Below are 17,483 nucleotides of genomic sequence, written 5' to 3'. Positions count from 1 at the left end.
CCTTAACTGGCCCCATGAGGTTGTAATTTTTAACGACTCTTTCTGCACCATAATAACTCATGGTCATGATACTTCCTCCATTGATCATCAGTGGCTCAGCTGCTTTTGCCAATCGAATAAGAGAATGACAAGAAATATCTATGGCCACCATAAATCCCTCTTTGGAGCAATCGACAACCCGACCTTGTAAATCCGCTTTTGGCGCAAAAGCAATGGCATGAATGACAAAATCAAGATGACCCCAGCTCTCTTTTATCCTTAGGAATAATGCATCGAATTGGGCTTTATCCGTCACATCAAGAGGCATGAAAATGGATGCTGAAACCTGTTCTGCTAGAGGCTGAGCATAACTCTTGGCTTTCTCATTCTGATACGTGATGGCTAATTCGCAATTGGCGTCATGCAATACTTTGGCACAACCCCAGGCAATCGAGTGCTCATTGGCAATGCCAATAATCAGTCCTTTTTTATTCTTCATAGGCTTCCAATTCCAGTTTAGTATTTAAGTAGTGACATGGTATGCAGTGCCATCATCCGTTCTTCATTGGCCGAAACAATACGGGTTTCAAAAGGTTTTAGAAACTCCAAACGACGTAAGATAGCATCACGCACAAACGCTGAATTCTCGCCAATACCACCAGTAAAAACAATCGCATCAACTCCACCTAGGGCCACTGCCATCATACCCATGAATTGGGCCGTTTTGAGGCAGAAGTACTCTAATGCAAATCGTGCCTTTTCACTCTCGCTCTCTTCTAGAATTTTGAGGTCATTGGAGAGCTCCGATAAACCAAGAAGCCCAGACTCATTATAAAAAAGATGCTCAATCTCATCAGAAGACAACCCGAGCTGACGTATCATAAACAGCACAGCACCGGGATCGAGATTGCCACAACGAGTCCCCATCGGTAACCCATCTAATACGGTCATACCCATCGTGGTATCAATGCTTACGCCATGATGCATTGCGCATAAACTCGCCCCATTGCCAAGATGGGCCGCAATAATCCGTCCATTCACCAAGGAAGGTTCATGTTGACATAAGGTATGCGTAATCCATTCATACGATAAACCATGAAACCCATAGCGACGAACACCTTGGGCTCGTATTGTTTGTGGTAAAGCGTATTCAGTGAATAAAGCCTCATGATGGGCATGAAATGCCGTATCAAAACAAGCAATCTGGGGTATCTCGGGTTTCAATTGATTAATGATTTCAATAGCCTTGAGATTATGGGGTTGGTGCAAAGGAGCCAAAGGTGCCAACTCCCATAATTGCTTCATCACCCTTGAATCGATTACCACACTGCTTTTAAAAAGCGTACCGCCATGGACAATCCGATGTGCCACTACAGTCACTGGCCACTGCTCACTCCATGCATCAATCCAATTTAAAATAAAACGTAAGGCTTCTTCATGGGTGCACTGTTCTGAAAGACTTTTTTGATCAATTGGGGCATCGCCAGAATTTAGTAGAGCATCGGTGGCTGTAAATAAAGGCTTGCCCCCTATATCGACTACTTTCCCATAAGCTAAACGCTTTGGATTGGGTTGTCTTGAAAAAAGCTGAAATTTGATACTGGAGGAGCCTACATTAATCACAAGAAGGCACGAGGCTTTGATGTTCGTCATTTAATTCGTCCTTCCTTTCGCGCTGAGGCCATTTTAACAGCCAGAGCACAGGAAAAAAGGCGTGTGCGCAGTGAATCAGCACGACTTACCAAAATGATGGGCACACGGGCCCCTAAAACAATGCCAGCAGCATCCGCATGCCCTAAAAAGGTGAGTTGCTTGGCTAAAATATTACCCGATTCAATTTCAGGCACCAAAAGAATATCAGCATCCCCAGCAACCAGCGAAACAATTCCTTTTTCTTTGGCTGCCTCTTTGTTAATTGCGTTATCAAACGCCAAGGGGCCGTCAAGGATGCCATGGGTTATCTGACCTCGGTCAGCCATTTTACATAAAATCGACGCATCAACTGTGGCTTGCATCTTGGGATTGACGGTTTCAATAGCCGCCAATACAGCTACTTTGGGCTTCTTATCTTCACCATACAATACTCGCCAAAGGTGAATGGCATTCTGACAAATGTCGGCTTTGTCACTCGCACTTGGGGCGATATTAATCGCTGCATCGGTAACAATCAGTGGCTTGTGGTAAGAAGGTACATCCATGACATAGGCATAGCTGACTCGGTGTTGGGTGCGTAAACCGGATGCCGAAGGCACAATCGCTGCCATTAATTCATGGGTGCTTAAGGAGCCTTTCATGATGGCATCAATCTCGCCTGCAGCGGCCAAATCAGCCGCTTTATTGGCGGCAGCATCGCTATGCTCAGTATCCAGTGTTTCCCATTGGGATAAATCAATATGGGCATCACGAGCTGCACCCTTCATTTTAGCCAAAGGTCCCACCAATAGAGGAGTAATGAGTCCTGCCTTCACCGCATCGTTCACCGCTTCCATGACGTTGCTCGTTACAGGATGTACGATTGCCGTACGGATAGCTGCCATACAGCGACACGTCTTAATAATGGCTTCAAAGCGATCGTGGTTATACATTTCAATAGATGGAAGATGAGCACGCGCCACGCGCATTTTTTCTGTTGGTGCAAGGACGGTTGCTAATCCCTCAATCACGGTTTCTCCACGCTGATTGACACCCTTGCAACCAAAAATCACAATGGGTTTATTGGTACGCTTGTCCTTAACCAGGAGGGTAATGGTGATGGTATCGCCTAAACGCACTGGCTTTTTAAATTGGATATCCTGTTCAAGATAAATCGTACCTGGCCCAGGTAAAACGGTGCCAAGAAGTGCGGAAATCAATGTGCCAGACCACATACCATGCCCAACAATCCCATGAAAAATAGTACTCTTGGCAAACACGGGATCCACATGAGCGGGATTCACATCGCCCGACATGGCAGCAAACAAATTGATGTCGTCTTGAGTGAGCGTTTTACTTAAGCTGGCCTGACGGCCCACTTCAAGTTCATTAAAGGTCACATTCTCAAGAAATTCCTGCTCCATCCTTCTTCCTTTCTATTTCTGATGCACATAAGCGCCGGGGGCTGCTGGTAGTGACGTATCTATAACCGGTGGAGGAATGCGTTTCTTGGTGGATTGCAGTACCAGCCACTCATGCCAACCGCGCCACCAGGAACCCTCACGCCTTTCTGCAACGGTTAGCCAGTTTTCGGGGTTTAAGTACGCCTCGCCCTCTTTATGCTCATGAATACGGTAAGAGCGCCCTGGATGTCCCGGTTCACTCACAATACCCACATTATGGCCGCCACCCGTGAGGACGAAGGTCACATCACCATCCGTCATCAAGTGGATTTTATACACTGACTGCCAGGGAGCTACGTGGTCTTTTTCAGTGCTCACAGCAAAAACAGGCCACTGAATGTTTTCGGCGGCCACCGGTTTTCCTTCCACCGTATAACGCCCCTCGGCAAAATCATTTTTTAAAAAAAGTTTTTCAAGGTATTCGCTGTGCATTTTATAAGGCATTCGGGTAGCATCAGCATTCCAAGCGGTTAAATCAATCATTCCACGCCGCATGCCATGCATGTAATCTTGAATCATCTTGGACCAGATTAAGTCATAAGCACGCAACATCTGGAAAGAACCCGCCATTTGCTTCGTGTCCAGATACCCCTGTTCCTGCATCATGCTTTTCAGAAAATCCACTTGGCTTTCCGTCACAAAAAGCATTAATTCACCAGCCTCGGTAAAATCCCCTTGGGCTGCCAACAGCGTAAGGCTATTTAACCGTTCATCCTTGTCTCTTCCCATCACGGACGCCGTAATTAGGGCCAAGGTGCCGCCTAAACAATAGCCCATCAGATTGATTTTGGTCTCTGGTAGAATGGTGGAAACCGCATCAATCGCCGCCATGGCACCAAGACGATAATAATCATCCATCCCCAAATCACGGTCCTCTTTATCGGGATTGCGCCAGGAGATTATAAATACCGTGTGTCCTTGCTTTACGAGCCACTTCACCAAAGAATTATGTGGGGACAAATCCAGTATATAATATTTCATAATCCAAGCCGGCAGTATCAATATCGGCTCTTTGTATACCGTCTTGGTTTGTGACTCATATTGAATGAGTTCAATTAAATGATTTTGAAACACCACACGTCCTGGCGTAATGGCCACCTGTTGGCCTGGGATAAAGTGTTCGGAGCCTGTTGGTGGTGTGCCGGTTAGTTTTTCTAGCCAGTCTTCTAATGCAATTTGGCTGCCTTGAGTGAGATTAAGGCCACCAGTGCGCAGGGCTTCGTTGAATAAATCAGGGTTCGACCAGACAAAATTGGAGGGGGATAAAGCATCAAGCCATTGGCGTGCCCAAAATGAAACCGTGCGCTCCACCGGACGAGGTAACCCTGGTACATTCGTTGTAGCACGTCGCCACCAATCCTCCACCTGCAAAAACCCTTCTGCGAATAAACGCCATGGCATGGGCTGCCAACTGTCTTTTTTGAATCGCACGTCTTTACCACCAGCAGCACGGTCAACGCAAACGATGTTATTAATGCAATCATTGGCATGAACAAGAGGATAAGCAGCCAATTCCGATAATAATCCAGGGGTTTGGGCCAATTGCCAAAGCCAGGTGGAATAGGATGAACCGATTGCTGCGGGACTTATTCCCATAGTCCATTTCGCGAGGTTTGCGTGAACCAGGCGAGTAAAGAACAGAAAGAAATCATCAGGGGTACTGACCTCAGTAGGGACACAACACGAATCCAAATCGTCCATCGATTCTTTTTGCTGGGTCAATAGAATTTCCTTAGGACAACATTGCTTCTCTAATCCCTTCATCACCGGCATCCTTAGTATTAAGCTCTATAATCAATAAGATACAGTAATAATAGCACAAGATTTAACCCGCCTCCTTCGGTTCAAGAGCCACTTCATCCAGGGGGAAGGAACTAAATAATCACCCCGTGCGGATTTCTGAGGCCAGAGAGCGCTTCTATTTCTTGAGGCTTTAATAAGGATTCCTGCTTAAAGCCTAAACAGTTCGCACTGGCACTAAGAATATGGGCCCAAGTTTGACGATTGACAAACAGCATGCCTGCGGTATCCAAAGTTCCTCCTTGATTGATAAATCCTAAAAAGATAGTTTGCTTACCTGTGTCAAGCGGTCTTAGAACGCCTGCCATCACTTCAGGCCGCGTATGGCTTATAAAAATTCGTGAAGCAATGTGGGCAGGATAATACGCTTGGCGCAAACTGTAGGAGGTTTGAAAAAGCGCTTCCCGAGGAGTTCGTGGATTGCGAAAACGACCCGGCTCCATCATATAATTGACCACTGCCACAATGCCTCGTTCTGCAAGTCGCTTCTCAGCGATTAATGCGTGTTGCAATTGATAAGAGCCAATGGCTGTTAAAATGATGTCTGCTTTATCAGGATTCTTAAGAGGTCTCATACGAATTATCCCATCTTCCAACAGTTGCTTGGCTTGTTGCTCGCTCCATTGCAAAGGAACTTTTTCTTTAGATACCACCAACGTCACAATAGCACCATGCATCCGGTAACATCCATCAAGCGCTGCCACGGTAGAATTATAGTCGGCGGGAAATAACACACGCGACACATCCGAATATTCGCTTAACAAAGCTTCACACAAGGTGGTGTCTTGATGTGAGCGCTCATTCTTGCCATTTTCATACGTATGAGAAGTCAACACGAGAGGAACCGATAGCCATCCGGGTTTTTTGCCACACGCGTGTAACTCATCAGACCAATTCAATTCTTGCCGAATGGCACCTAGCATTTTGAGGGCAAAGGCTTCATAAGTCACCACTAGATTAATCCCTGCTTTATTACCAAGGCAGGCACAAACTACCGCTTCTTCATTGAGCACAGTAATCACTTGTCCATCGATGGCTTCCAATTCTTGAGACTCCACTTCCGTCACCCGATGTTTTAAATGATGGAGCGTCTTTAGCATGTGATTGGATAACATCTCGTCAGGATTCCCTACCCGTGGTCTTAACTCAGGATTGGCTTGTACGTAGGCTAAAAAGGTATTGTCAATAGCCGACATAGGACACCCTACGAGCTGCTCATTGCCATTCGTCGTGTAAAATAGTAACTGTGGGTGACTTTTTATTCGCACGTGACGATTGGCAATAGGGTAATCACGCTCTGATGGCCTCTTCGTTTGAGCGTGATTTTTTAAGGTGTCTCGAGCATGGATTAATTCAGCAAAAGGTACAAACAGTCGCTGTACCCCTTCATTAAAACGTCGTCTAGCCACCGCATCGGTTTTTGGATTGGCGCTTAAAGGAAGGCTATGCGCAGCATTGGTGCCCGCCCCATAAAATCCTGCCCCTTTAGGTGCCACAGCCACCCCATAAGGCAACAAAACAGGGTAAGATTCCTCTTTGACCAAAACACTTTGGCCGCGTGCTTGCAATAAACGTTCCCCTTCTAAAATGAGGCAAGCAAAGGCAGCCGGATCGGTGCCATCAAAGACCATGGGATCAAAATGATACGTTTTTAGGTGCTGTAAAAAGGAGGATAAACCTTCCCCTTGTGCTTCTAACGAGCGTTGGTCAATACGCCTGCCATTGAATATCATCATCGGAATGACGAAACCACAGTCTGTAGCACGCCACCAATGAGGCGCCCAATCCGAGCCACGCTGCTCCTCAAATGCCCCATCCGATAAGAAAGCAACCAAACTTTCATTAGGCAAGGGCATATGGCTATACTGTAAGCCTGCAAAACCAAGGTAACCTCCTTCTAAGATACCTCCTGCAGTATGGATATTGACATGACTGCCTAAGGGGGAATCCTGTTGCCCTTTTTTATTCAATCGATAAGAATAAAAATCAGTCACGTAACGAGTTAAGCCTTCATTGGTCAGTTCATAGCGCTTTTCATGTTCAGGGCACATATTATCTAACAAAAGATTCACACTATCGATAGCCGCCACACAGTGACCTTGTTCCATGACCCAACCACGAGTCCTCTCACTTAAGGCATTGGCGAGCATGAAACCGACATAAGCAGGCACCATATTGAGTGAACCTCCTGTATGGCCTTGCGGATTGGTTTTAAACGCATTCGGGTCTAAAGGCTGTCCTTCTAAATCGACACAACTCGCATAAGTTTGATGCACCACCAACCACATGGCCGCATTAGCAATGCGATCGGCGGCGGTAAACAATGCGAGAGTACTTGCTTCACTTTGCCCTTTTTGGGCTAACTCAGAAATGACGTATTGCACCTTGATTTGCGTTGCTTTTTGATGAGAAATGGCTCCATAGCCCATTGCCCATTTTTGGAAAAGCGATTGTTCATCAGCCATGTTACCATCCCTTTCAGTAATCCTTTCCGGATGTTTGTTGTGCTTGAATTTAATATAAGTGTAATGCATACCCGCTAATTCTCCATTCTTTAGGTTATGAAAGTCATTGAAGCATGGTGTTAATAAATTTCTAAGTAAAAAAGAAATCAGTGAGAATTTTCTTCGGAATGGTTCGTTTGTGCTAAGCTATAATAAATTATTGTGGCAATGTGATGGCATTCATGGACGAACAAGGCTTAAAACAAGGGGAAAGAACCATCCCCAAGGAACAGAATTCTTCATTCTCAGCATGGTCTCAATCTTATCAATTGTGGAATGATGGGCTTCATTACTCTATTGATTTTTGGCAACGAAGTACTTTATTTTTCGACACACTGCGCCAACGCGCCAATGACATGATGGCGCATGAACAACAAGGGATGCCACCGCCTCTGCGCTTTACATACGAGCAGGTATTGGATGGTCGAAACTTGAAACCCAAAACGAATTATGCGCTCCTTAAAATTCTTGAAGTCGACGATATTTGTTTTAAAAATTGTTTTGATCCCAATAAACCTCCTGTCATTATTGTCGATCCTCGTGCCGGTCACGGCCCAGGGATTGGTGGTTTTAAACGAGATTCTGAAATAGGAATTGCTCTGCATCGAGGTCATGCCGTTTACTTTGTCACATTTTACCCTCACCCCATCCCTCACCAAACTCTGAGCGATGTGCTGGCCACGATGAAGCAGTTCGTGGAACAAGTGAAAATCTGGCATCAAAACCAATCCCCCATTCTTTATGGCAATTGCCAAGCCGGTTGGATGTTGGCATTACTCGCTTCGGACTGTAAGGGTTTAGTAGGTCCACTGGTGATGAATGGCTCACCCATTTCCTATTGGGCAAGCAGCAAAGAAGAAACCAATCCTATGCAATTGCTCGGCGGATTGTTAGGAGGCGTGTGGCTTACTCGCTTTCTTTCCGATTTAAACGATGGAACATTGGATGGCGCATGGCTTGTGCAAAATTTTGAATGTTTAAATCCTACTACCGCTATCTGGGATAAATATCATCGTCTCTTTGATGAAATAGACACAGAGCGCGCGCGTTTTTTAGATTTTGAACACTGGTGGAATGGCTTTTATCAATTCAGTCAAGAAGAAATCACTGAAACGGTAGCAAGCCTTTTTATTGGCAATCAATTGGAGCGTGGCGAAATCACCCTTCATCACCATTGCGTGTTGGATTTAAAGCGTATTCATAATCCCATTGTGATTTTTGCATCCCAAGGCGATGAAATCACCCCACCTTATCAAGCGCTGCATTGGTTAAGAACTATCTACCCAACGACTACTGATTTAAAAAGGGCAAAACAATGCATTGTTTATTTGCTTCATCCTACGGTAGGTCATTTGGGTATTTTTGTTTCAGCCAAAGTGGTTCGCTTGGAACACCGCGCCATTTTAGAACATTGTGCGGCAATAGAGGAACTACCGCCCGGTTTGTATGAAATGATAATTGATAATCCCACAGGCGACCCGGATTGCAGCAAGGAACAGTATAGAGTTCGCTTTGAAGAACGTGATTTGACAGAACTTTGTTCCATCAAACCTCTCGAACCCTTTGAAAGCGTTCGCAAAATATCGGAAGCAAACGATTATCATTATCGCATCCTTGGTCAACCTTGGGTTCGAGCGTTTAGCAATCCATTGTCCACGTTTTGGTTAGAGAAAATGCATCCCATGCGTCTAAGTCGCACCGTTTTTTCCGAAAAAATGAACCCCACTATGCGTTCTATGTCATGGTTAGCCAGAGTAGTGGAAGAGAATCGCCAAGCTCTTGTAGAAGAGAATGTGTTCAAAAAACTGGAACAATTGGGTTGTGACATGATTCGTTCTTCAATAGAAAGCTTGAGGAATCAACGCAATGAATGCATGGAGCAGGTGTTTGAATTCCTCTACGGAGAATGACAATGAATAACGATTTGCATTGGTGGAAGGGAAGCCACCGCACTGGCATTGAGATGTTGAACTAAACAGTGAGTTGATAAGGATACCACAGATGAAAACGAAACACGAGCAACACCCTAACTCACACTATAAGCCACCTCGAAAGGCTTGGCAACCTTCTGTACGCGGATTAATTCTGATTCTTATTTTTGTGATTATCGGGTATTACCTCTTTACAGAACATCGGGCTCATGTGACTGGCTTTTTGGCGGCTTTTCCCTGGTGGATAGTACTGTTTTTATTATGCCCTTTAATGCACCTTTTTCATGGAGGGCATGGCCACCATCATGATAAAAAGGAAAACAACTCGGACTCTGATAAGGATGAATGATGGAACACTCTAACGCCTATGGTCTTTGGTTTTTAGTCATTGTTAACTCGGCCATTTTTATCCTCTTTGCCTTCAGTTTCACCCGATTCAAAACCAAGAGAGATTGGAAGAGTTTTGGTGCCTTTTCTGCCTTTGTCATCGCTTACTTTACGGAAATGTACGGTTTCCCTTTAACCATTTATCTCTTATCCGGCTGGCTTGCTAATTATTATCCGGGTATTAACCTCTACAGTCATGACAGTGGCCATCTACTGCATACGTTATTGGGATTAAAAGGCGATCCACATTTTGACCTGCTCCATATCCTCAGTAATCTCTTCATCTTGGGCGGCCTTTATTTGATTTATTCAGGATGGAGTACGCTTTATGCAGCACAGAAAAACAATCAACTTGCTACCACAGGACTTTACGCCTACGTTCGTCATCCGCAATACGATGGTTTCATTCTCGTCATGATTGGATTTTTATTGCAATGGCCAACCCTTATTACCTTAGTGATGTTTCCAATCCTAGTGTATGTTTATGTGCATCTTGCTCGGCGAGAAGAAAAAGATACCTTGGCTGAATTTGGGGAAGCTTATCAACGTTATGCCGATAAAACACCGGCTTTTCTGCCCCATCTTTTTTCTAAACAATCGACAAAAGGAGACGCGTCATGATGTTTTTATTTCACATCGCGATAACTATGGGTTTCATTGCATTTATATTAAGCATAAGTCTTCTTATTTGGGGACTGCGCCACCAGGGAGCTGGTGTGTCATTAGCTAAAGTACTAGGTTCCTTAATCGCTGTTCTTTCCGTGATTGGCGTACTATGCAGTGGCTATTATGGTATTAAATATTGGCATGAAGGCTACTTTGAAACACCCGCTGCAATGGAGAAGGTTCCACACTGATGAAGAACACAAAATGGAAGGTAAAGGCTGGCACTAATACTCGTCTTTTGCTTTTCATGACTGGCAGATGTACGATTAGGATAATCCATTGAAAAAATAATAAGGAGATTTCATTATGTTTAAACGGAATGCATTAATTCTATTGGCCGCTTGCAGTTTAGTGACCACAACGCTCTTTGCTGAGGAAATGTCTTCAGGTTCTCAAATGAATAATACGAATAGCATGGGAATGCAAAGTAATAATCAGCAGTCAACCCAACTACAAGAAGAAATGAAACAAATGCAAGAGTCAATAAAACAAATGCAGGAGATGCATGATAAGCTCATGAACGCGAAAACGCCAGAGGAAAAAAAATCGTTAATGCAAACTCAAATGCCCATGATGGAAGAAAACATGCATACCATGCAAAAAGGCATGAAGATGATGAAAGGTATGCACGATGATACAGCAAAACAACCTGAAATGATGGATCAGCGCATGAAAATGATGCAAATGATGGTGCAAATGATGCAAATGATGATGGATCGCCAAATGATGGGATGCCCAATGATGAAAAACAAATAAATTCTCTGGATGAAAGAGCCCATTACTCGCTCCAATCCAGTATGAGGCTCTTTCTTAATTAAATTTTTCTGATGGCACACAATGAATGTCATCTGCCACAAACAAAATTGGAACATGATGGGTAAAAACACGGTCATTGCTCAAAGTCATGAAAAACTAATCGGCAGGATAGTCGAAATCAATGGGCCTGTTGTCAAAATACGTTGTGATGTTTTACCTTCTTTACATCAGTCTCTTGAAACCCACACTGAGAATGATCAATATATTTTAGAGGTGTGTCAGCATCTTGATCAACATCACGTGAGAGCCCTCACACTTCATCGCGCAACGGGGTTGCAAAGAGGATTAGCGGTCTATGATCAAGGCACGTCATTACAAATTCCAGTTTCTAAAGAGTGCTTGGGCCGTCTTTTAAATATTTTTGGTGAGCCTTTAGATGGTGGCTCACCATTAGAAACCAATGAATACCGTGATATTCTAGCCAACCCCGCGCCACTTGAAATGACGATCGCTCAAGAGAGCATTCTTGAGACAGGAATTAAAGTGATTGATTTACTTTGCCCCTTCGTTAAAGGCTCTAAAACGGGATTGTTTGGTGGCGCAGGAGTTGGAAAAACGGTACTACTGATGGAGTTGATGCATGCTATTATTCAATTACATCAAGGGACTTCCGTTTTTGCTGGCATCGGAGAGCGCATTCGGGAAGGACATGAATTATGGTATGAGATGAAATCGGCCGGAGTGATGGATAAAACCCTCATGGTATTTGGTCAAATGGATGAATCGCCAGGGGTTCGTTTTCGTACAGGATTATCCGCATTAACCTATGCGGAATATTTGCGTGATACATTAGGACATGAAGTTCTTTTTCTTGTTGATAATATTTATCGTTTCGTGCAAGCCGGCAGTGAAATTTCAGGACTTTTAGGCAGGATGCCTGCGAGTGTCGGTTATCAACCGACCTTAATGACCGAGATAGCGGAACTTGAAGAGCGCATGACGTCGACTGCCAAGGGAGCCGTTACTTCCGTACAAGCCGTTTATGTTCCCGCCGATGATATGAGCGATCCGGCTGTGACTGGAATCATTACTCATTTAGATTCCATCATAGTACTCTCCCGCTCACAAGCAGGCAAAGGCATTTATCCTGCCGTAGATCCCTTAGCTTCCAAAAGTAAATTTATGGATAAAATCGTACTAGGGGATCGGCATTATTCCATTGCACAAGCCGTACGAGAACATCTAGCCCATTATCAAGAGTTAGAAGACATTATTTCCATGATGGGAATTGAAGAACTTTCTCCTAAAGACCGTGTTATAGTGTTGAGAGCACGCAAATTGCAGCGGTATCTGACGCAACCCTTTCATGTGACCAAACAACAAACGGGTATCGAAGGGAAATCGGTTTTATTAGACCAAACATTAACCGATTGTGAAGCGTTCATCAAAGGAGATTACGATGAATTTTCAGAAGATCAATGTTATATGATAGGCGCCATGAACAAAAGGAGTTAATCACTGAAATGGAACTTTTGACCATCCATCTCCAAAGTGCCACGCAGTATGAAACAATAGATAAAGTAGTTAGTTTTGTTGGCGAAGACGGCTCAGGCCAATTTGGGATTTTGGCTCATCATGCTCGAATGATGACCTGTTTAAAATTCGGTTTGGCTTGGTTTCGTTATGAGAATCATGAGATCGAATACTTAGCCTTACCAGGAGCCATTGTTTATTTTGTTGAAAATCAATTGCATATCGTAACAAGACATTATGTTCGCCATAAAAATTACCAAGCCATACAAATGGCAATAGAGGCAGAAGTACGTTGGGAAGAAGACAAGCTATTGCGTACGAAAGAAAGCTTACATCATTTGGATGAAGAAATGCTCAAGAGATTATGGAAATTAAAACGGCAGAATGCCTATGAAATTTAAAGATTCGAAAAAGGAACTTGAACAACAAGTGAAACGGAATATCCGTAAAATGAATGAAGCTAAAAAGGAGAAATCGACTTTATTAGCCCAAACGGTTTATTTGGGTACCTTAGGCTTTGTTTTTGTCTTACCTATCATTGCAGGAGCTTATCTTGGCGTTTGGCTGGATGAAAAAATGAAAGGGTTTTCCATTAGTTGGACAATCAATTTAATCATTGTCGGTGTGATTATTGGCGCAATCAACGTTTATCTTTTGCTTAAGGAATAACCATGGGAGAGGAAGGATTTTTAGCGCGTTGGGCATTTTCAATCGGTGGGCTACCCATCACACAAAGCGTATTGACCACCTGGTTTATTATGATGACCTTATTCCTTTTGGCATGGGTGTCGACTCGAAAGCGCTCTCTACGACAACCAGGAACTTGCCAAATCATTTTGGAGAGTATTTTGAGCACTATGCATGATGCGATAAAAGAAATAGTGCCTCAACACGTGGAACTGGTATTTCCTTTTGTAACCACCTTGTGGATTTTTATCCTTATTTCCAATTTAATTGGGATTATTCCAGGATTTTATTCACCAACGGCTGATTTATCCGTAACGGCTTCACTTGCGATGATTACTTTCTTATCGGTGCACTGGTTTGGAATTCGTGCCGAAGGGTTGCGAGATTATTTAAAACATTATATTAGGCCAACCCCCTTTTTGTTGCCTTTTCATTTGATAAGCGAAGTCTCTCGAACATTAGCATTGGCAGTTCGATTGTTTGGTAATATCATGAGTTTGCAATTAACCGCATTGATTGTACTCATGATCGCGGGATTTTTAGCCCCTATCCCGATATTAATGCTCCATATCATCGAAGCCATCATCCAAGCTTATATCTTTGGTATGCTGGCTTTAATTTACATTGCTGGGGGCATTCAATCCCATGAGCTTAAGAAGCAAGGAGAATCGTCATGAATGACATGAGTTGGTTTAGTTTAGCGTCAACCGTTATTGCAGCAATAGCCATTGCCATAGGAACAATAGGTCCAGCACTGGCCATGGGGCGCGCTATAAGTCACGCCTTGGATGCTTTGGCAAGGCAGCCTGAGGCTGAAAAATCCATCACAAGAACCTTATTTATTGGTTTAGCCATGATCGAATCGTTAGCCATTTATTGTTTGGTGATTGTTTTGATCATTCTCTTTAGAAATCCATTATTGTCTTATTTTGTAACGCAACAGGGATAAAGCCAATGGAACTCTCTTGGTCCACTTTCTCGTTAGAACTAATTAATTTCCTTATCCTCATTTGGATTTTAAAGCACTTTCTTTATACGCCAATACAAAAAACGATGTTGGAACGAAAAAAATTGGTGCAAGAACAATTAGAACATGCTGAAGCACTTCACAAAGAAGCGAAGCAATTGCAAATAAATTATGAAAATCGTCTCACCGATTGGCAACAAGAGAAAGCAACAATGCAAAGTGAATGGCAGCAAGCGATGGAACAATGGAAGTCAGAAGAGAGGTTTCATTTTGAAAAGCAATTGAGTGAAGAAAAAAAGCAAATTTTTTCCCATGAAATGCAGCGAGTCTCAGTAATCATTGAAAATAATGCCAAGGAAATGTTTCTTTTAGCTGGGAAATTTGCTGAAAAATTGTTAATTCCTTTTGCTGACGCGCATCTTGAAGAAAAAATCATTGAAAAAACCATCGAAGAGTTCCGTCATTTCCCAGTGGAAAAATGGCAATGGAGGAATACCATTTCGAAGGAAGACACTGTTTTCATCCAAAGCGCCTACCCCATCAAAGAACATCAGAAGCAGCATCTGTTACAAGTCATTGAACAATTAGTGCCAAAGAAACCCACAGTCCATTTTACAAAAAATCCAAAACTTCTAGCTGGATTAACCCTTCAAATTGGCCCAATATGTTTGCAAGCCAATCTTCGTGATGAATTAAAATTCTTTACCGAGATAAAAAATGAACTTGCCTAACACTCATTCTTTTCTTGAGAAGCAACGACAACGCCTTGAGAACTATCAATTTCAAATCAAAGTATCAGAACAAGGACAGGTTGTTTCAGTAGGAGATGGCATTATCTGGATTAAGGGATTACCCACGGCAGCCATCGATGAAATTCTTATTTCAGAGGATAATTGTTGTATCGCTATGGTCTTCCATCTCACAGAAGATCTTGTTGGCGCGATTATGTTAGTGCAAACCAAAAAATTAAAGGCAGGCACCCCTATTTTTCATCTCAAGCGAGCATTAAGTATTCCTGTAGGTGATAAACTGCTTGGACGAGTGATTGATCCGTTAGGCAATCCCTTGGATGGTGGTGAAATTCCTCCATGTGATGAACAAGGATTACTGGATATTTTGTCACCACCCATTATTCACCGCGACTTTGTGAATCGTCCCTTGTACACAGGAAACAAGATTATTGATAATTTAATTCCCATAGGCAAAGGACAAAGGGAGTTACTTATCGGTGACAATGGGGTTGGGAAAAGTTCTCTAGCGATTGATGTTGTAATCAATCAAAAAGATAAAAAAGTGTATTGTGTCTATGTATTGATTGGCCAAAAGCGTTCCACTGTGAGCAATACGATTCAATTATTAAAAGAAGCGAGGGCATTGGATTACACGACCGTTGTAGTAGCCCAAGCGATGGCATTACCAGGATTACTTTATCTTGCGCCTTTTGCAGGATGCGCCATTGCCGAGCACTGGATGAACAAAGGCTTAGATACGTTGATAGTCTATGATGATTTGAGCGCCCATGCCAATAGTTACCGTGAACTGTCCCTTCTACTGCGAAGACCCCCTGGACGTGAAGCGTTTCCTGCCGACATTTTTTATCTGCATTCCCGTTTATTAGAGCGCTCAACGTGTCTTTCTCTTGCCATGGGAGGCGGCAGTATGACCGCATTGCCTATTATCGAAACCAAAGAAGGTGACATTGCGACTTATATTCCAACAAATCTCATATCAATCACTGATGGACAAATCTTTTTTGATGAAAAATTATTCTCTTCAGGATTTCTTCCAGCCATTGATATCACAAAATCCGTCTCACGAGTCGGTGGCAAAGCTCAGCATCCGCAAATTAAAAAAGAAGCCGGCCGAATGAAACTGGATTACATGCAGTTTCTTGATTTGGAACTGTTCACTCGCTTTGGTGCAGGACTGGATGCCAAAATGCAACAGCAGATTCAAAAAGGACGCATTTTAAGAGAAATTCTAAAACAAGAACGATTTTCACCCATGCCTATTGAATTTCAACTCGCATGGCTTATTGCATATAATGAGGGTTTTTTTGACGAGTTGAGCTTAGAAGATACTCCTAAAATCCTCAAAAAAATAGAGGCAGAAATAAAACAGTGTCATTTGTCATTGGGAAGCCCAAGAGAGCAATGGAACAATGCTGTAAAAGAATGGCTGATGTAGCTTACTCATTACTCATCATTCATGCCAAAGTAAAGGGTATCATAACACGGAGGAGGTTTTATGACGAAGCGAATCAAACTCAAAGACCATCTGCATACCTTAGAAGACATTGGCAACATCATGACGGCCATGAAAAATTTGTGTTCTATTGAATTGAATAAAATCACCAGGTTTCTTTCCATTCAGAACAATGCCATTAAAACCATCCGTGAAGTGAGCAACGATTTTTTAAGTTTTTATCCCATTTTCCCTATGAATCCATCAGAGATTCGACCCGTAGTTTCTATTCTTATTGGCTCAGAAAGAGGTTTTTGTGGTAGTTTTAATGATAATGTGATTTATCAGTTAAACACTCTAAAAGAGAAACACCCTGAGTTTCAGCCCGCATTAATTATTGTAGGAAGTAAACTGGCCCTAAAAATGGCTCATGATTCGTGTATCGTTGCAGAAATAGAAGGGCCTAATGCTATTGAAGAAATTCCGACTGTGATTTTAAATTTGTTACAAACGTTAGAGAAAACTTCGTTACAAAAACAGGTGACATTGCATTCATGGCAGTGGGATATCCTCTTCAACGAAGAAGAACAAAATCAAATTCATACAAAAACATGGCAACCTTTTAACGAATTTTGCGTCAGTCCTGCGCGTCATTTTTCCATCCCACCCGTATTAAATTTACCTAATGACCAATTCTTTGCTGAGTTTGTTGATCATTACTTACTTTCAATGTGTTATTTTATTTTTTATCAATCGTTTTTTGCCGAGAATCATCAAAGACTTTTTCATTTAAATAATGCCCTAGATCGCTTAGAGAACAAAAAAAACTCACTAAAAGAACGTCTCAATTTACTGCGCCAAGAAGAAATTACTGAAGAAATTCAGAATATTTTGCAAAGCGCACAAGCGATTGCTGGTCATGATCTCACCTAGAATTATTAGGTAAAAAAGTAACTTTACCTTTTTATGGTGGCGTTTTCCCATGCAGATTACA

Annotated in this window: 18 protein-coding genes; 13 read left to right on the top strand and 5 right to left on the bottom strand. The window is 42.8% G+C overall.

What is annotated here, in order from left to right; genetic code table 11:
• The 5 genes from Lani_RS20830 to Lani_RS14310 form a co-directional block, all read right to left on the bottom strand.
• Positions 1-478, bottom strand: a 478-nt coding sequence (locus tag Lani_RS20830; protein WP_238585189.1) for an SDR family oxidoreductase, incomplete at its 3' end; no start/stop codon positions are given.
• 17 nt (positions 479-495) lie between these two features.
• Entirely contained in the window at positions 496-1,632 is a 1,137-nt protein-coding gene (locus Lani_RS14325) for an acetate/propionate family kinase (protein ID WP_019235667.1), read from the bottom strand.
• Positions 1,629-3,035: a bifunctional enoyl-CoA hydratase/phosphate acetyltransferase gene (locus Lani_RS14320; RefSeq protein ID WP_019235666.1), complete on the bottom strand. Its 1,407-nt coding sequence runs from the start codon at positions 3,033-3,035 to the stop codon at positions 1,629-1,631. The genes Lani_RS14325 and Lani_RS14320 overlap by 4 nt, the downstream gene beginning before the upstream one ends.
• A gap of 12 nt (positions 3,036-3,047) precedes the next feature.
• Positions 3,048-4,838 carry a PHA/PHB synthase family protein gene (locus tag Lani_RS14315; RefSeq protein ID WP_019235665.1) on the bottom strand — a complete coding sequence of 597 codons (1,791 nt, stop codon included), beginning with the start codon at positions 4,836-4,838 and terminating at the stop codon, positions 3,048-3,050.
• Between the two features lie 110 nt (positions 4,839-4,948).
• The gene (locus Lani_RS14310) at positions 4,949-7,339 is read right to left on the bottom strand and encodes a phosphoketolase family protein (protein ID WP_019235664.1); all 2,391 of its coding nucleotides are present in this window, start codon (positions 7,337-7,339) and stop codon (positions 4,949-4,951) included.
• 212 nt (positions 7,340-7,551) lie between these two features.
• Between Lani_RS14310 and Lani_RS14305 the strand changes: the two genes are divergently transcribed.
• From Lani_RS14305 to Lani_RS14245, 13 genes are all read left to right on the top strand, one after another.
• Positions 7,552-9,288 carry a DUF3141 domain-containing protein gene (locus Lani_RS14305; protein ID WP_019235663.1) on the top strand — a complete coding sequence of 579 codons (1,737 nt, stop codon included), beginning with the start codon at positions 7,552-7,554 and terminating at the stop codon, positions 9,286-9,288.
• 91 nt (positions 9,289-9,379) lie between these two features.
• Positions 9,380-9,658: a DUF2933 domain-containing protein gene (locus Lani_RS14300; protein WP_019235662.1), complete on the top strand. Its 279-nt coding sequence runs from the start codon at positions 9,380-9,382 to the stop codon at positions 9,656-9,658.
• The gene (locus Lani_RS14295; protein ID WP_019235661.1) at positions 9,658-10,317 is read left to right on the top strand and encodes a methyltransferase family protein; all 660 of its coding nucleotides are present in this window, start codon (positions 9,658-9,660) and stop codon (positions 10,315-10,317) included. The genes Lani_RS14300 and Lani_RS14295 overlap by 1 nt, the downstream gene beginning before the upstream one ends.
• Positions 10,314-10,553, top strand: coding sequence for a hypothetical protein (locus Lani_RS14290; RefSeq protein WP_019235660.1), 240 nt, complete (start codon positions 10,314-10,316; stop codon positions 10,551-10,553). Before Lani_RS14295 ends, Lani_RS14290 begins: the two co-directional genes overlap by 4 nt.
• A 115-nt stretch (positions 10,554-10,668) precedes the next feature.
• Positions 10,669-11,118, top strand: a complete 450-nt coding sequence (locus Lani_RS14285; RefSeq protein ID WP_019235659.1) for a substrate of the Dot/Icm secretion system — start codon at positions 10,669-10,671, stop codon at positions 11,116-11,118.
• 114 nt (positions 11,119-11,232) lie between these two features.
• A complete protein-coding gene (atpD, locus tag Lani_RS14280; protein ID WP_455565133.1) occupies positions 11,233-12,633 on the top strand; it encodes a F0F1 ATP synthase subunit beta in 1,401 nt (466 codons plus the stop codon).
• 8 nt (positions 12,634-12,641) lie between these two features.
• Entirely contained in the window at positions 12,642-13,052 is a 411-nt protein-coding gene (locus tag Lani_RS14275; RefSeq protein WP_040523572.1) for a F0F1 ATP synthase subunit delta/epsilon, read from the top strand.
• Positions 13,042-13,320 carry an AtpZ/AtpI family protein gene (locus Lani_RS14270; protein ID WP_019235656.1) on the top strand — a complete coding sequence of 93 codons (279 nt, stop codon included), beginning with the start codon at positions 13,042-13,044 and terminating at the stop codon, positions 13,318-13,320. Before Lani_RS14275 ends, Lani_RS14270 begins: the two co-directional genes overlap by 11 nt.
• Before the next feature lie 2 nt (positions 13,321-13,322).
• On the top strand, positions 13,323-14,015 hold the full coding sequence (locus Lani_RS14265; RefSeq protein ID WP_019235655.1) for a F0F1 ATP synthase subunit A: 693 nt from the start codon (positions 13,323-13,325) through the stop codon (positions 14,013-14,015).
• Entirely contained in the window at positions 14,012-14,287 is a 276-nt protein-coding gene (locus Lani_RS14260) for a F0F1 ATP synthase subunit C (RefSeq protein ID WP_019235654.1), read from the top strand. Before Lani_RS14265 ends, Lani_RS14260 begins: the two co-directional genes overlap by 4 nt.
• A gap of 5 nt (positions 14,288-14,292) precedes the next feature.
• Positions 14,293-15,036, top strand: a complete 744-nt coding sequence (locus Lani_RS14255; RefSeq protein ID WP_019235653.1) for a F0F1 ATP synthase subunit delta — start codon at positions 14,293-14,295, stop codon at positions 15,034-15,036.
• Positions 15,023-16,492, top strand: a complete 1,470-nt coding sequence (locus tag Lani_RS14250; RefSeq protein ID WP_019235652.1) for a F0F1 ATP synthase subunit alpha — start codon at positions 15,023-15,025, stop codon at positions 16,490-16,492. Before Lani_RS14255 ends, Lani_RS14250 begins: the two co-directional genes overlap by 14 nt.
• A gap of 60 nt (positions 16,493-16,552) precedes the next feature.
• Positions 16,553-17,422 carry a F0F1 ATP synthase subunit gamma gene (locus Lani_RS14245; protein ID WP_019235651.1) on the top strand — a complete coding sequence of 290 codons (870 nt, stop codon included), beginning with the start codon at positions 16,553-16,555 and terminating at the stop codon, positions 17,420-17,422.
• Positions 17,423-17,483: the final 61 nt, after the last annotated feature.

The organism is Legionella anisa (genome assembly GCF_001467525.1).
Taxonomy (GTDB): Bacteria; Pseudomonadota; Gammaproteobacteria; order Legionellales; family Legionellaceae; genus Legionella; species Legionella anisa.
Note: the sequence above shows the minus strand (reverse complement) of the source record. Positions and strands in the feature narration are given on the sequence as shown.

Excerpts from the sequence above, each read along its gene's own strand:
- Lani_RS14270 (WP_019235656.1), top strand. The coding sequence starts at position 13,042 with ATGAAATTTAAAGATTCGAAAAAGGAACTTGAACAACAAGTGAAACGG.
- Lani_RS14255 (WP_019235653.1), top strand. The coding sequence starts at position 14,293 with ATGGAACTCTCTTGGTCCACTTTCTCGTTAGAACTAATTAATTTCCTT.
- Lani_RS14295 (WP_019235661.1), top strand. The coding sequence starts at position 9,658 with ATGGAACACTCTAACGCCTATGGTCTTTGGTTTTTAGTCATTGTTAAC.
- Lani_RS14315 (WP_019235665.1), bottom strand. The coding sequence starts at position 4,838 with ATGAAGGGATTAGAGAAGCAATGTTGTCCTAAGGAAATTCTATTGACC.
- Lani_RS14265 (WP_019235655.1), top strand. The coding sequence starts at position 13,323 with ATGGGAGAGGAAGGATTTTTAGCGCGTTGGGCATTTTCAATCGGTGGG.
- Lani_RS14275 (WP_040523572.1), top strand. The coding sequence starts at position 12,642 with ATGGAACTTTTGACCATCCATCTCCAAAGTGCCACGCAGTATGAAACA.
- Lani_RS14250 (WP_019235652.1), top strand. The coding sequence starts at position 15,023 with ATGAACTTGCCTAACACTCATTCTTTTCTTGAGAAGCAACGACAACGC.
- Lani_RS14300 (WP_019235662.1), top strand. The coding sequence starts at position 9,380 with ATGAAAACGAAACACGAGCAACACCCTAACTCACACTATAAGCCACCT.
- Lani_RS14305 (WP_019235663.1), top strand. The coding sequence starts at position 7,552 with ATGGCATTCATGGACGAACAAGGCTTAAAACAAGGGGAAAGAACCATC.
- Lani_RS14285 (WP_019235659.1), top strand. The coding sequence starts at position 10,669 with ATGTTTAAACGGAATGCATTAATTCTATTGGCCGCTTGCAGTTTAGTG.
- Lani_RS14260 (WP_019235654.1), top strand. The coding sequence starts at position 14,012 with ATGAATGACATGAGTTGGTTTAGTTTAGCGTCAACCGTTATTGCAGCA.
- Lani_RS14290 (WP_019235660.1), top strand. The coding sequence starts at position 10,314 with ATGATGTTTTTATTTCACATCGCGATAACTATGGGTTTCATTGCATTT.
- Lani_RS14325 (WP_019235667.1), bottom strand. The coding sequence starts at position 1,632 with ATGACGAACATCAAAGCCTCGTGCCTTCTTGTGATTAATGTAGGCTCC.
- Lani_RS14310 (WP_019235664.1), bottom strand. The coding sequence starts at position 7,339 with ATGGCTGATGAACAATCGCTTTTCCAAAAATGGGCAATGGGCTATGGA.
- atpD (WP_455565133.1), top strand. The coding sequence starts at position 11,233 with ATGATGGGTAAAAACACGGTCATTGCTCAAAGTCATGAAAAACTAATC.
- Lani_RS14320 (WP_019235666.1), bottom strand. The coding sequence starts at position 3,035 with ATGGAGCAGGAATTTCTTGAGAATGTGACCTTTAATGAACTTGAAGTG.
- Lani_RS14245 (WP_019235651.1), top strand. The coding sequence starts at position 16,553 with ATGACGAAGCGAATCAAACTCAAAGACCATCTGCATACCTTAGAAGAC.